The organism is Pseudomonas sp. S09G 359 (assembly GCF_002843605.1).
In the GTDB taxonomy this organism is placed as follows: Bacteria; Pseudomonadota; Gammaproteobacteria; order Pseudomonadales; family Pseudomonadaceae; genus Aquipseudomonas.
Genome location: NZ_CP025263.1, coordinates 1186866 through 1199206 on the forward strand (window position 1 = coordinate 1186866; position 12341 = coordinate 1199206).

12 protein-coding genes are annotated in these 12341 nt (G+C 62.8%); 6 read left to right on the plus strand and 6 right to left on the minus strand.

The genetic code is table 11. From position 1 onward, the window contains the following. Positions 1-86 precede the first annotated feature (86 nt). Positions 87-1532 carry a D-alanyl-D-alanine carboxypeptidase/D-alanyl-D-alanine-endopeptidase gene (gene dacB / locus CXQ82_RS05305; RefSeq protein WP_101273723.1) on the plus strand — a complete coding sequence of 482 codons (1446 nt, stop codon included), beginning with the start codon at positions 87-89 and terminating at the stop codon, positions 1530-1532. 1 nt (position 1533) lies between these two features. Here dacB and CXQ82_RS05310 read toward each other — a convergent pair whose 3' ends face one another. Then, a complete protein-coding gene (locus tag CXQ82_RS05310; RefSeq protein WP_101266784.1) occupies positions 1534-2313 on the minus strand; it encodes an IclR family transcriptional regulator in 780 nt (259 codons plus the stop codon). A gap of 120 nt (positions 2314-2433) precedes the next feature. Between CXQ82_RS05310 and hmgA the strand changes: the two genes are divergently transcribed. Genes hmgA through maiA form a run of 3 tightly spaced genes read left to right on the plus strand, consistent with a single transcriptional unit; the run spans position 2434 to position 5664 of the window. Next, the gene (gene hmgA / locus CXQ82_RS05315; protein ID WP_101266786.1) at positions 2434-3717 is read left to right on the plus strand and encodes a homogentisate 1,2-dioxygenase; all 1284 of its coding nucleotides are present in this window, start codon (positions 2434-2436) and stop codon (positions 3715-3717) included. Positions 3718-3720: 3 nt separating this feature from the next. Further along, the gene (gene fahA, locus CXQ82_RS05320) at positions 3721-5007 is read left to right on the plus strand and encodes a fumarylacetoacetase (RefSeq protein ID WP_101266788.1); all 1287 of its coding nucleotides are present in this window, start codon (positions 3721-3723) and stop codon (positions 5005-5007) included. A 12-nt stretch (positions 5008-5019) separates the two neighbouring features. Continuing rightward, on the plus strand, positions 5020-5664 hold the full coding sequence (gene maiA / locus CXQ82_RS05325) for a maleylacetoacetate isomerase (RefSeq protein ID WP_101266790.1): 645 nt from the start codon (positions 5020-5022) through the stop codon (positions 5662-5664). Positions 5665-5892: 228 nt separating this feature from the next. On the opposite strand, the gene CXQ82_RS05330 is transcribed toward maiA, so the two are convergent. Beyond that, positions 5893-6696: a SirB1 family protein gene (locus CXQ82_RS05330; protein ID WP_101266792.1), complete on the minus strand. Its 804-nt coding sequence runs from the start codon at positions 6694-6696 to the stop codon at positions 5893-5895. A 186-nt stretch (positions 6697-6882) separates the two neighbouring features. Between CXQ82_RS05330 and CXQ82_RS05335 the strand changes: the two genes are divergently transcribed. Further along, a complete protein-coding gene (locus tag CXQ82_RS05335) occupies positions 6883-7902 on the plus strand; it encodes a Glu/Leu/Phe/Val dehydrogenase dimerization domain-containing protein (RefSeq protein ID WP_101266794.1) in 1020 nt (339 codons plus the stop codon). Positions 7903-7957: 55 nt separating this feature from the next. On the opposite strand, the gene CXQ82_RS05340 is transcribed toward CXQ82_RS05335, so the two are convergent. Further along, positions 7958-8218 carry a YebG family protein gene (locus CXQ82_RS05340; protein ID WP_003171979.1) on the minus strand — a complete coding sequence of 87 codons (261 nt, stop codon included), beginning with the start codon at positions 8216-8218 and terminating at the stop codon, positions 7958-7960. A 293-nt stretch (positions 8219-8511) separates the two neighbouring features. Between CXQ82_RS05340 and CXQ82_RS05345 the strand changes: the two genes are divergently transcribed. Beyond that, a complete protein-coding gene (locus CXQ82_RS05345; protein WP_057724703.1) occupies positions 8512-9000 on the plus strand; it encodes a phosphate-starvation-inducible protein PsiE in 489 nt (162 codons plus the stop codon). Here CXQ82_RS05345 and CXQ82_RS05350 read toward each other — a convergent pair. The 3 genes from CXQ82_RS05350 to CXQ82_RS05360 form a co-directional block, all read right to left on the minus strand. After that, positions 8997-9314, minus strand: a complete 318-nt coding sequence (locus CXQ82_RS05350) for a DUF3509 domain-containing protein (protein ID WP_101266796.1) — start codon at positions 9312-9314, stop codon at positions 8997-8999. The two genes, CXQ82_RS05345 and CXQ82_RS05350, sit on opposite strands and share 4 nt — an antisense overlap. A gap of 298 nt (positions 9315-9612) precedes the next feature. Next, on the minus strand, positions 9613-10899 hold the full coding sequence (locus CXQ82_RS05355; RefSeq protein ID WP_101266798.1) for a serine/threonine transporter: 1287 nt from the start codon (positions 10897-10899) through the stop codon (positions 9613-9615). 60 nt (positions 10900-10959) lie between these two features. After that, on the minus strand, positions 10960-12336 hold the full coding sequence (locus tag CXQ82_RS05360) for an L-serine ammonia-lyase (RefSeq protein ID WP_101266800.1): 1377 nt from the start codon (positions 12334-12336) through the stop codon (positions 10960-10962). Positions 12337-12341: the final 5 nt, after the last annotated feature.

Genomic DNA, 12341 nt, shown 5'->3' on the forward strand with positions numbered 1-12341 from the left:
CCGCTCGCCACAGCAAGCCCGCTCGCCACAATTAGAGTGAGCGGTTAGAGTTGCCGGCATTGATGGCTTTGCGGATCACGATGCTGATGCACTTTGGACGATGGTTACACCTGCTGTGCTGGAGCTTTTTGCTGGGGGGATGCGCGAGTGTTTCGTCGACGTCCACCCCGGCCACCCTGGACCACCTCCTGGCCGACCCGGCCCTCAACGGCGCCACCGTCTCCCTGATGGTGCGCGACGCCCGCAGTGGCAGCACTCTGTACCAACATAACCCCCGCACCCGGCTGATTCCGGCCTCCAACCTCAAGCTGCTGACCACGGCGGCAGCCATGGATGTGCTAGGGCCGCAGTACCGGTTTTCTACCCAGCTGCTGAGCAATGGCACCCGTCAGGGCGAGCGTCTAACCGGCAACCTGTACCTGCGCGGCCTGGGCGACCCGACCACGCAGTTCGCCGATTATCAGGCCTTGGCCGCTCAGCTGGCGAGCCAGGGCGTGCGCCAGGTGCAGGGCGATCTGGTATTCGACGACAGCTGGTTCGACGCCGAGCGGCTGGGCGTGGACTGGGCACAGGACGACGAAAGTACCTACTACGGCGCGCAGATTTCGGCGCTGACGGTGTCACCCAATACCGATTTTGATGCCGGCACTTTACTGGTCACCGCCAAGGCCCCCACCGCAGTCGGCCAGCCGGTGACGGTGCTGGTGAGCCCGCCCACCGACTACGTGCAACTGAGCAACCGCGCGGTCAGCGGCCCCGGCAACAGCTACGCGATCACCCGCCAGCACGGCACCAACCTGCTGCTACTTACCGGCGCGCTGGCACCGGGCAAGCAAAGCCGGCAATGGGTGAGTGTTTGGGAGCCGACGCAACTGGTCGCCAATCTGTTCGAGCAGGCGCTGGCGCAGCAGGGCATCCGGGTGCTGGGGCGGCGGGTGATCGGCGCTGCAAGCCCGGCCGGTGCCACGGTCGTGGCGCAACATCAATCGGCGCCGTTGCAGGAGTTGATCACGCCGCTGCTCAAGCTCTCGAACAACAACATGTCCGAAGCCTTGCTCAAGGCCATGGGACGCAAGACGGCGAATGCCGGTACGGCGGCAGCGGGTGTGGCGGCGGTGGCGGGCTTTATGCAACGCCAGGGGCTGGACCCGACGACGCTCAGCCAGGTGGACGGTTCGGGGTTGTCGCGGCGTAACCTGGTGTCGTCGCAGAACCTCACCGACCTGCTGCTGGCGACCGCGAAACAACCCTGGTTCGATGCCTGGTACAGCGCCTTGCCGATTGCCGGCAACCCGGACCGCATGACCGGGGGCAGCCTGCGCTATCGTCTGCGTGGGACTGCTGCGGAAAATAACCTGCATGCCAAGACCGGCTCCATGGCCGGCGTGTCGTCATTGAGCGGCTACATCACCGACGCCGAGGGACGGCGCCTGGTGTTCTCGATGATCAGCAATAACTACGTCAGCGATGCTACGCCGATCCGCGCGTTGGAAAACCGCGTGGCGCTGGCCCTGAGCCAATGGCGCGACTAGCTCAGGGCTGATAGCCCATGCGCCAGCTAACGGCCCGGGTCGCCGCCAGCAAGCGCTGGGCCGCCGGGCCATCTTCGTCGGCGTGGAATAATGAGGTAGGGCCGACCACGGTCATCACCGCTGCTACTTGCCCGACCGCATTGAACACCGGCGCCGACAACGCATCCACTCCCGGCATCAGCAGGCCATGCACAAAGTGCAGGCCGCGCTGGCGGATCTGCGCGCAGGTGCTGGCGTAGGCCTGGTCGTCGGCCAGGGCGTGGGCAGTACCCGCCTGGATTTCGCGCTCGCGCAGTTCCACGGTTTCCCGTGACGGCAGGAACGCGCTGAACACCAGCCCGGTGGACGAGCTGAGCAGCGGCAGGACCGAGCCCAGTTGCGTCACCACAGTGACGGCGCGCACTGCCGGCTCGATCTGCACCACCGTCGCGCCCTGGTTGCCCCATACCGCCAGGAAGCAGGTTTCATTCAACTCGTCGCGCAGTTCCGCCAGGGGCAGGGCGCCGACTTTCAGCACGTCGATGCTGCCCAGCGCGGCCAAGCCCACGCGCAAAGCCTCGCGGCCCAGGCCGTAATGGTTGGTGGCGGTGTTCTGTTCGGCAAACCCCGAGGCGATCAATGCTTGCAGGTAGCGGTGCACCTTGCTTGCCGGCATCTGCACATGCTCGGCCAGACGCGAGAGCGAGGTGGCCGGCGACAGTTCGGCCAGGGCCTTGAGGATGTCGGTGCCCACTTCGGCCGAGCGGACTTTCTGTTTACCGGTGTCGCGGGGCTTTTCCATGGAGGGGCGAGAATCCGAGAGATGAATGGGCGTCTTTATAGCTTGACGGTGGCTGGTGATCAAATTACGTTATGCGTAACTGGATTACGATAAAAACAACTTCCGCGTAGAGGATGATCCATGAACCTCGAATACCTGTCGGGCTTCGGCAATGAATTCGCCAGCGAAGCTTTGCCCGGCGCACTGCCCGTCGGCCAGAACGCCCCGCAAAAAGCGCCCTATGGGCTGTACACCGAACTGTTCTCCGGCACGGCCTTTACCATGGCGCGCAGCGAAGCCCGCCGCACCTGGCTGTACCGGATTCAGCCGTCGGCCAACCACCCTGCGTTCGTCAAGTTGGAACGGCAACTGGCCGGTGGGCCCCTGGGCGCGGTGACGCCGAATCGCCTGCGCTGGAACCCGTTGGATATTCCCAGCGAGCCGACCGATTTTGTCGACGGGCTTGTAGGAATGGTCGCCAACTCTGGCTCGGAAAAGCCCTCGGGCATCAGCATCCATACCTACCGCGCCAACCGCTCCATGGAGCGAGTGTTCTTCAATGCTGACGGCGAACTGTTGATCGTCCCCGAACAGGGCCGGCTGCGCATCGCCACTGAATTGGGCGTGCTGGAGGTCGAACCGCTGGAAATCGCCGTACTGCCGCGTGGCCTTAAATTCCGCGTCGAACTCTTGGATGGCCAAGCGCGTGGCTACATCGCCGAAAACCACGGCGCGCCGCTGCGCCTGCCGGATCTGGGGCCTATCGGCAGCAATGGCCTGGCCAACCCGCGTGACTTCCTCACTCCGGTTGCCCACTACGAAGACTTGAAAACGCCTACAACCCTGGTGCAGAAGTTCCTTGGCGAACTCTGGGCCTGCGAGCTGGACCACTCGCCGCTGAACGTAGTGGCCTGGCACGGCAATAACGTGCCGTACAAATACGACCTGCGCCGCTTCAACACCATCGGCACGGTGAGTTTCGATCACCCCGACCCGTCGATCTTCACCGTATTGACCTCGCCCACCAGCGTGCACGGCCTGGCCAACCTCGACTTCGTGATCTTTCCGCCACGCTGGATGGTGGCCGAGAACACCTTCCGTCCGCCGTGGTTCCACCGCAACCTGATGAACGAATACATGGGCCTGATCCAGGGCGCCTACGACGCCAAGGCCGAGGGCTTCCTGCCCGGCGGCGCGTCGCTGCACAGCTGCATGAGTGCCCACGGCCCGGACGGTGAAACCTGCACCAAGGCCATCAATGCGGAACTGGCGCCGCACAAGATCGATAACACCATGGCCTTCATGTTCGAGACCAGCCAAGTGCTGCGCCCGACCCAGTTCGCCCTGGACTGCCCGCAACTGCAACCCACTTACGACGCGTGCTGGGCCTCGCTGCCCAACACCTTCAACCCGAACCGGAGATAACCCATGACGCAGCCAACTTCTACTCGCAGCTGGGTGGCCTCCGCCAACGGTCACGCGGATTTCCCGCTGCAAAACCTGCCGTTGGGGGTGTTCAGCATCAATGGCTCGGCCCCGCGCAGTGGCGTGGCGATTGGCGACTGCATCCTTGATCTGCACGCCGCCCTGGATGCCTTTGACGGCGAGGCGCGCCGTGCTGTCGATGCCACCGCTGGCGGCCAGTTGAACGCCTTCTTCGAACTGGGCCGTGGCCCGCGCGTGGCCCTGCGTGAACGCCTGCTGGAATTGCTCGGCGAAGGCAGCCCACTGCAGGCCCGTGAGGCCGAAGTGCTGCACCACGCCGCCGATTGCCAGATGCACGTGCCGGCCAGAATCAATGACTACACCGACTTCTACGTCGGCATCGAACACGCGCAGAACGTCGGCAAACTGTTCCGCCCCGATGCGCCGTTGCTGCCCAACTACAAATACGTACCCATCGGCTATCACGGCCGCGCGTCGACCATTCGCCCCTCCGGTACCGATGTGCGTCGCCCCAAAGGCCAGACCCTGCCGGCCGGCCAGGCCGAGCCAAGCTTCGGCCCGTGCGCGCGACTGGACTACGAGCTGGAGCTGGGCATCTGGATCGGCCAGGGCAACGCCATGGGCGACTCGATCGCGATTGGCGATGCGGCCGAGCATATCGCCGGTTTCTGCCTGCTCAACGACTGGTCGGCGCGGGATATCCAGGCCTGGGAATACCAGCCATTGGGGCCGTTTTTGTCGAAGAGTTTCATCACTACCATTTCCCCTTGGGTGGTCACGGCCGAAGCCCTGGAACCCTTCCGCAAGGCGCAGCCGGCACGCCCTGAAGGCGACCCGCAACCGCTGCCGTACCTGCTGGATAAACGTGACCAGGCCGCCGGTGCCCTGGATATTGAACTCGAAGTGCTGCTGACCACTGCCGCCATGCGTGAACAGAACCTGCCGGCCCATCGCCTGGCCCTGAGCAACAGCCTGCATATGTACTGGACCGTCGCGCAGTTGGTGGCGCATCACAGCGTCAACGGTTGCCAGCTGCAGGCCGGCGATCTGTTTGGTTCCGGCACCTTGTCCGGGCCTGAAGCCGGGCAATTGGGCAGCCTGCTGGAGATGACTGAAGGCGGTAAAAAGGTGGTCGAACTGCCTTCCGGCGAGGTGCGTAGATTCCTTGAAGACGGCGACGAAATCATCCTGCGCGCCCGTTGCAACCGTGAAGGTTTTGCCTCCATCGGCTTCGGCGAATGCCGCGGTACTGTGGTCGCGGCACGTTAAGAGGGCAGGGTGATGGAGCTCTATACCTACTACCGTTCCACTTCGTCGTACCGGGTGCGTATCGCCCTGGCCCTCAAGGGCCTGGATTTTACGGCGGTGCCGGTGAACCTGCTGGTGCCGACGGGCGGTGCCAACCGCCAGCCGGCGTACCTGGCGATCAACCCCCAAGGCCGCGTGCCGGCCTTGCGCACCGATGACGGCGAGCTGTTGATTCAGTCGCCGGCGATCATCGAGTACCTGGAGGAATGTTATCCACAGGCGCCGCTGCTCTCCAAAGACCTGGCGACCCGCGCCCATGAGCGTGCAGTGGCGTCGATCATCGGCTGCGATATTCACCCGCTGCACAACTCCAGTACCCAGAACCTGCTGCGCCAATGGGGGCATGACGAGGCGCAGTTGCTGGAGTGGATCGGGCATTGGGTCACCCAGGGGCTGGGCGCTGTGGAGCAGTTGATTGGCGATACGGGGTTTTGCTTTGGCGAACAGCCGGGGTTGGCGGATGCGTTTCTGATTCCACAGCTGTATGCGGCCGAGCGGTTCAAAGTGCCATTGGCGACCTACCCGCGCATCGGACGGGTAGCGGCGTTGGCCGCGCAGCACCCGGCGTTCATCCAGGCGCACCCCGCCAACCAACCGGATACCCCTGACACACCCTAGATCACCGCCCCTCCCACATTACGTCTTTGTGCAGCGAAGGCTTCCCGTGGCGAGCGGGCTTGCCCGCGTTGGGCTGCGAAGCGGCCCTAAAACCTGACATTGCGTTCTTGCAGGAAAAAACGCGGTGCTTTTATGGGGGCTGCTGCGCAGCCCAACGCGGGCAAGCCCGCTCGCCACAACAAGCCCGCTCGCCACAATAAGCCTGCTCGCTTCAGGGGGGAGCAGGCTTCAGTGCACCACTGAATTGGGCGGCAGGTGCCCCAGCCGTTCGGTCAGGCGCAGGCGCTGGATCGGGTCTTCGCTGAGCAGCAGCGCGTGTTCGAGGTCGAAGCGCTCGGCGTTCGGGCAGTCGAGGCGTTGGTACAGGCTGGCGCGGGCGAGGTAGTCGGCGGCATTCGCATTGCCCAGTTCTAGCACGCGCTCGGCGTCGATCAGGGCGGCCAGCGGGTTGTCATTGGCCAGGTGCAACTGGCGCAGGTTGCGCGACAGGCGCTGCAAGATCGCGCGGGGTTCGGCGCTGTGCAGGTGTTCGGCCTGCAACTTGAGGTTGGGGCCGTATTGGCGTTGCAGCAGTTCGCGGCAGTCGTTGGGGTACAGGCGTCGACCGCCGCAGGGGTCCAACAGGTGATCGGCGCCGGGCACCCGCAGCAGGAAGTGGCCCGGGAAGTTGACGCCGACCATCGGGATATTCAGGCGTCGCGCCAGCTCCATGGCAATCAGCCCCATGGCCAGGGGTTGCCCGCGCTTGCGTTGCAAGACCTTGTCGAGCAAGGCGGCGGCGGGGCGCAGGGGGGTGAAGTCATCCTGGGCAAAGCCCAAGTCGTTCATGCGCCGCAGCAGCGGCTGGCCCAGCTCATCCGCCGGGAGCATGGGCATGCCCAGGCTCACTTGCTGTTGCAGTAACGTCAGCTCCTGCAGGATCAACTGCGGCTGCACCGCCGGGTCATGCTCGGCAGCAATCCATAGCGCGGCTTCAAACAGCGCAGGGGGGGAACGTTCCAGGCAGGCGAAAAAGGCTTTGCGGGGGTTCATTGCGTTCTCCGGCATATGCCCCCGTTTTAGCCTTGCTGGGAATTTTCGTCCAGTGGCATTAGAAATATCCCATCCGCTTATGTCGTAGAGCCTGGCAAACCGTACGGCTTATTCCAGCGCAGTCCGGCAGTTTTCTGCCGCACGCCTATACTTGGCGACTACAAGAAGTGATCCGGGAGCTCGACGATGTTTGCTCTCATGCACAGCCACCGCCTTGAATCCCTGCACCTGAGCATCGACCCGGTGACCGGGTTGAAGGCGGTCATAGCCATCCACAACAGCCGCCTTGGCCCCGCCTTGGGTGGTTGTCGCTACCTCGCCTACCCCGACGACGAAAGTGCCGTGGCTGATGCCGCGCGCCTGGCCCAAGGCATGAGCTACAAGGCGGCGCTGGCCGGGCTGCCGGTGGGCGGCGGCACGGCGGTGATCCTGCGCCCCGCCCATGTGGAAAACCGTGCGGCGTTGTTTGAAGCCTTCGGCCGCTGCATCGAGCAATTGGATGGCCGCTACATCACCGCCACCGACAGCGGCACCTCGGTGGCCGACATGGATTGCATCGCCCAGCACACCCGTTTCGTCACCAGTACCACGGCCGCTGGCGACCCCTCGCCGCACGCGGCCATGGGTGTATTCGCCGGCATCCGCACCACCGCGATGGCGCGGCTGGGCAGTGACAATCTCGAAGGCTTGCGTGTGGCCGTGCAGGGCCTGGGCAACGTCGGCTACGCCCTGGCCGAACAACTGCACGCCGCCGGCGCCGAACTGTTGGTGAGCGATATCGACCACGGCAAGGTGCAACTGGCCATGGAGCAACTCGGCGCGCACCCCATCGCCAACGACGCCCTGCTCAGCACCCCGTGCGATATCCTCGCGCCGTGCGGGGTCGGCTCCGTATTCAATCGCCAGAGCGTCGGCCAACTGCGCTGCGCCGCCGTCGCCGGTTCCGCCAGCGCGCAATTGACCAACCTGCAAGTGGCCGACCAACTGGAAGGGCGCGGCATCCTCTACGCCCCGGACTACGTGATCAACTCCGGTGGCCTGATCTACGTGGCCCTCAAGCACGCCGGTGCCGAGCTGCCGACCATCACCGCGCACCTGTCGAACATCGGCACGCGCCTCACCGAAATCTTTGCCCACGCCCAAGCCGAAAAACGCTCCCCTGCACGGGTGGCAGACGAGCTGGCCGAGCGCCTGCTGTACAAATGACCCAGGCATTAAAAAGGCCCTGAACCAATGATTCAGGGCCTGTTCAATTCGGGCTTTATTCCGCCGCTGCGTTGAGCAACTCGGACAACGCGTCCGGCTGGCTCTTGAACGCCTTGGCAAACACATCGCGGTTCTTCGCCATGTAGATCCCGGCTTCCTCCACCTGCTGCTCGCTCAGGGACGGCACGGCTTTTTGCAACACTTCTGCCAGCAACTCAGCGAGTTCAAGCATCTTGTCATGACGGTCAGCTTCGGCTTTATCCATGAACAAACGCTCCAGATCTCGGCTGCTGCGGTATACCACTTCGACGGCCATTCACCACCTCACATGCCTTCACGATAGTTGTCTTTTGCTACTACTGTATCGATATACAGCTAAAAGCATATGCCAAACGCGAGGGTTTGGATAGCAGGTTTTTAATGTAGTTGGAAAATGGGGGGTTGCTACAACACAAATCATCCAAGCTCGCTCGCCACAACAGCCAATCTGTGTCTCATGTCACCCGGCCACCATCTCACTCCCCAGCCTCTGGCCTTTTTTCTGCATGCAGAACAACCGTCACGTCCAACCCGCATTATCCGGTCGAGTCGACCTAAGGAAATACCCGCATGAAAATCAACTGGGCCGAAAAGCTGCGCCAGCAAGTCCACGGGCTGGCCGAGTCGCTGGGCAATCTGTTTGTCGAGTCGTTTCACTACCTGGCGCTGTTCGCCATTGGTGCGGTAACCGCGTGGGCTGCGGTGATGGAATTTCTGGGGATGCTGGAGAACGGGCATATCAAGATCGATGACATCTTGCTGCTGTTCATCTACCTGGAATTGGGTGCCATGGTCGGGATTTATTTCAAGACCAACCACATGCCGGTGCGCTTCCTGATCTACGTGGCGATCACCGCGCTGACGCGCCTGTTGATCTCCAACGTGTCACACCATAACCCGCCAGACGTGGGAATCATCTACCTGTGCGGTGGGATTCTGCTGTTGGCCTTTGCGATTCTGGTGGTGCGCTACGCGTCGTCGGCGTTCCCGTCGGTGAAGGTCGAAGGCCCGCGTCGCAAAGGCGAGGCGAGCCTGGAAACCGAGAAGGGCGAGCTTTAAAGCCCGACGCTGAAGGGCAGGGTGCGGGTGGGCGGTCGCTGCAATAGTTTGTGACTGTCCCCGTCCGTCATCACCGCCAGGATCTCCATGGCGCTGTGGCCCTGCTCGATGGCAATGCCAAACTGGATGCTTTGCACCAGGCGTTTCAGGCGCTGCGGGTCATTGCGTTGTTCGGCGCTGATCATACGTTTGGCCACCACGCCCGCCTCATCGGAGAGGGTGAGCATGATGCTGCCGTCCAGCCGTTGGATACTCAGGTTGACCCGATATTTGGGGGTGAAAGTGTCGGTGATGATCTGAAAAGGATTGTCCATGGTGCGTTACCGCCTGATAAGAACATGCAGTCATTGACGACCGGTATCGGGATTAGTTCGCGTTGCCTGACCACCGGCCACTCCGTCGCTGAGGTTTCACAAAATCCGTTCTCCTCAAGGGCTGTACAGCAAGGGCCGTGCCGTACAGCCATCCCTCTGGCAGTGACTATCCAATGTGGGAGGGGGCTTGCCCCCGATAGCGGTGTATCAGCCAATGAATGTTCAGCTGATACACCGCCATCGGGGGCAAGCCCCCTCCCACATTTGTTCCAGGGTGTGCTTGGGGCGGTGAGCTATTTCAGGGCAATACCGAGAAAACGATCGCAGACAGCGCAATCAAGCCGATCACCACCACAAACACGTTCGACACCTGGCCCGAATACTGGCGCAAAGATGGCACGCGACGGATCGCGTACATCGGCATCAGGAACAGCAGGCACGCGATGATCGGCCCGCCCATGGTTTCGATCATGCCCAGGATGCTCGGATTGAACGTGGCCACCGCCCAGCAGGTGAGGATCATGAACACTGCGGTGCTGCGCTCCAGCCATTTGGCTGACATAGAGCGGTTGCGCCCGCGCAGGGATTTGACGATCAGGCCCTGGAAACCTTCGCTGGCACCGATGTAGTGGCCGAGGAAGGATTTGGTAATCGCCACCAGTGCGATCAACGGTGCCGCGTAGGCTATTACCGGGGTCTGGAAGTGGTTGGCCAGGTACGACAGGATCGAAATGTTCTGTGCCTTGGCGGCTGCCAGGTCAGCGGGCGACAAGGCCAGTACGCAGCTGAAGCAGAAGAACATCACCGTCAGCACCATCATGGCGTGGGCAGTGGCGAGGATGCCGCTGCTTTTGCGCTCGGCCAGCGGGCCGTACACGCGTTTCTGGTCGACGGCAAACGCGGAGATGATCGGCGAATGGTTGAACGAGAACACCATCACCGGGATCGCCAGCCACAAGGTCTTGAAGAACACCGGCAACGGCATGCCCTCACTGGCCGAGGCGAAGAACGCGCCGTTCCAGTTGGGGATCAGGCTCAAGGCCAGCAACAACAGGGCGGCGACGAACGGGTACACCAGCATGCTCATGGCCTTGACGATAACGCCCTGGCCGCAACGCACGATGGCCATCAGGCCGAGGATCAGCACCAGCGACAGAATCGCCCGGGGCGGTGGCGCGATGTGCAGTTGGTGTTCCATGAAGCTGCCCAGGGTGTTGGTCAGCGCGACGCTGTACACCAGCAGGATCGGGAAGATCGCGAAAAAATACAGCAGGGTGATCAGCTTGCCCGCGCCGATACCGAAGTGCTCTTCGACCACTTCAGTGATATCGCCGGATTTGCCTGACAGCACAAAACGCGTCAGCCCACGGTGTGCAAAGAAGGTCATCGGCAAGGCCAGCAGTGCCAGCACGATCAGCGGCCAGAAGCCGCCGACGCCGGCATTGATCGGCAGGAACAGGGTGCCGGCACCGATGGCGGTGCCGTAAAGGCCCAACATCCAGGTGGTGTCGTGTTTGGTCCAGCCGGTGGTCACGGTTGTTGCTACAGCAGGATTGTCGGCAGCAGGTGTACGTACATCGGTCATCGTTATTGCCTCGTTATTATTTTTGCGCGGGCTCACGTTGGGACGGTCAGGGAATGCTCCTCAGCACTCCACCCAGCTCACGGCCAGGCCGCCCCGTGAAGTTTCTTTGTATTTGTCATGCATGTCGGCGCCGGTATCGCGCATGGTGCGGATCACCCGGTCGAGGGAGATGAAGTGTTTGCCGTCACCGCGCAGGGCCATTTGCGTGGCGTTGATTGCCTTGACCGCCGCGATGGCGTTGCGCTCGATACATGGCACCTGCACCAGGCCGCCGACGGGGTCGCAGGTCAGGCCGAGGTTGTGCTCCAGGCCGATTTCGGCGGCGTTTTCCAGTTGTTCGGGCGTGGCGCCGAGGATATCGGCCAGGCCGGCGGCGGCCATGGCGCAGGCCGAACCGACTTCGCCCTGGCAGCCGACCTCGGCACCGGAGATCGAGGCGTTTTTCTTACACAGAATGCCGACGGCAGCGGCGGCCAAGAAGAAATTGACTACATCGTCGTCGGACGCGTCGGCGTTGAACTTCATGTAGTAATGCAGCACCGCCGGGATGATTCCTGCCGCGCCGTTGGTGGGCGCGGTGACCATGCGCCCGCCGGCGGCGTTTTCTTCGTTGACGGCGAGGGCGAACAGGTTGACCCATTCCATCGCCGACAAGGTTGAGGTGATGACATTCGGTTTGCCGATTTCCAGCAGGCTGCGGTGCAGTTTCGCTGCGCGGCGCGGCACATCCAGGCCGCCAGGCAAGATGCCTTCATCGCGCAGGCCTTGCTCGACGCATTCGCGCATCACCGACCAGATATGCAGCAGGCCGCTGCGGATCTGCTCGTCGCTGCGCCATGCGCGTTCGTTGGCCATCATCAGTTCCGAAACCCGCAGGCCGTGCTTTTTGCACAGGGCCAGCAGTTCGACGGCGCTGGAAAAGTCGTAGGGCAATTCAACATCGCTGGCAGGCGCAACACCCGAGGCGGCCTCAGCCGCTTCGATGATGAAACCGCCGCCCACCGAGTAGTACGTCTGTTCGCTGAGCAGGCCGTTGTCGCCATAGGCATGCAGGGACATGGCGTTGGGGTGGTAGGGCAGGCTCTCGTCAAGCAGCAGGAGGTCGGTGTGCCAGTTGAAAGCAATCTCCTGTTTGCCGGCCAGTAACAGCCGGCCGCTCTCGCGCAGTTGCTGGATGCGGGGGTTGATCGAGGTGGGGTCAACCGTGTCCGGCCATTCGCCCATCAGGCCCATGACGGTGGCACGGTCGGTGGCGTGGCCCACGCCGGTAGCGGACAGCGAGCCGTACAAGCGCACTTCGACGCGGCGGGTGTCGCTGAGCAATTGTTGCTCGGTCAGGGCCTGGGCAAAGGTCGCCGCTGCCCGCATGGGGCCGACGGTATGGGAGCTGGACGGGCCGATGCCCACCTTGAATAGATCGAAAACACTGATAGCCATGCTAA

Excerpts from the sequence above, each read along its gene's own strand:
- CXQ82_RS05340 (WP_003171979.1), bottom strand. The coding sequence starts at position 8,218 with ATGGCCGTCGAAGTGGTATACCGCAGCAGCCGAGATCTGGAGCGTTTG.
- CXQ82_RS05360 (WP_101266800.1), bottom strand. The coding sequence starts at position 12,336 with ATGGCTATCAGTGTTTTCGATCTATTCAAGGTGGGCATCGGCCCGTCC.
- CXQ82_RS05335 (WP_101266794.1), top strand. The coding sequence starts at position 6,883 with ATGTTTGCTCTCATGCACAGCCACCGCCTTGAATCCCTGCACCTGAGC.
- dacB (WP_101273723.1), top strand. The coding sequence starts at position 87 with ATGCACTTTGGACGATGGTTACACCTGCTGTGCTGGAGCTTTTTGCTG.
- CXQ82_RS05355 (WP_101266798.1), bottom strand. The coding sequence starts at position 10,899 with ATGACCGATGTACGTACACCTGCTGCCGACAATCCTGCTGTAGCAACA.
- CXQ82_RS05310 (WP_101266784.1), bottom strand. The coding sequence starts at position 2,313 with ATGGAAAAGCCCCGCGACACCGGTAAACAGAAAGTCCGCTCGGCCGAA.
- CXQ82_RS05350 (WP_101266796.1), bottom strand. The coding sequence starts at position 9,314 with ATGGACAATCCTTTTCAGATCATCACCGACACTTTCACCCCCAAATAT.
- hmgA (WP_101266786.1), top strand. The coding sequence starts at position 2,434 with ATGAACCTCGAATACCTGTCGGGCTTCGGCAATGAATTCGCCAGCGAA.
- fahA (WP_101266788.1), top strand. The coding sequence starts at position 3,721 with ATGACGCAGCCAACTTCTACTCGCAGCTGGGTGGCCTCCGCCAACGGT.
- CXQ82_RS05330 (WP_101266792.1), bottom strand. The coding sequence starts at position 6,696 with ATGAACCCCCGCAAAGCCTTTTTCGCCTGCCTGGAACGTTCCCCCCCT.
- maiA (WP_101266790.1), top strand. The coding sequence starts at position 5,020 with ATGGAGCTCTATACCTACTACCGTTCCACTTCGTCGTACCGGGTGCGT.
- CXQ82_RS05345 (WP_057724703.1), top strand. The coding sequence starts at position 8,512 with ATGAAAATCAACTGGGCCGAAAAGCTGCGCCAGCAAGTCCACGGGCTG.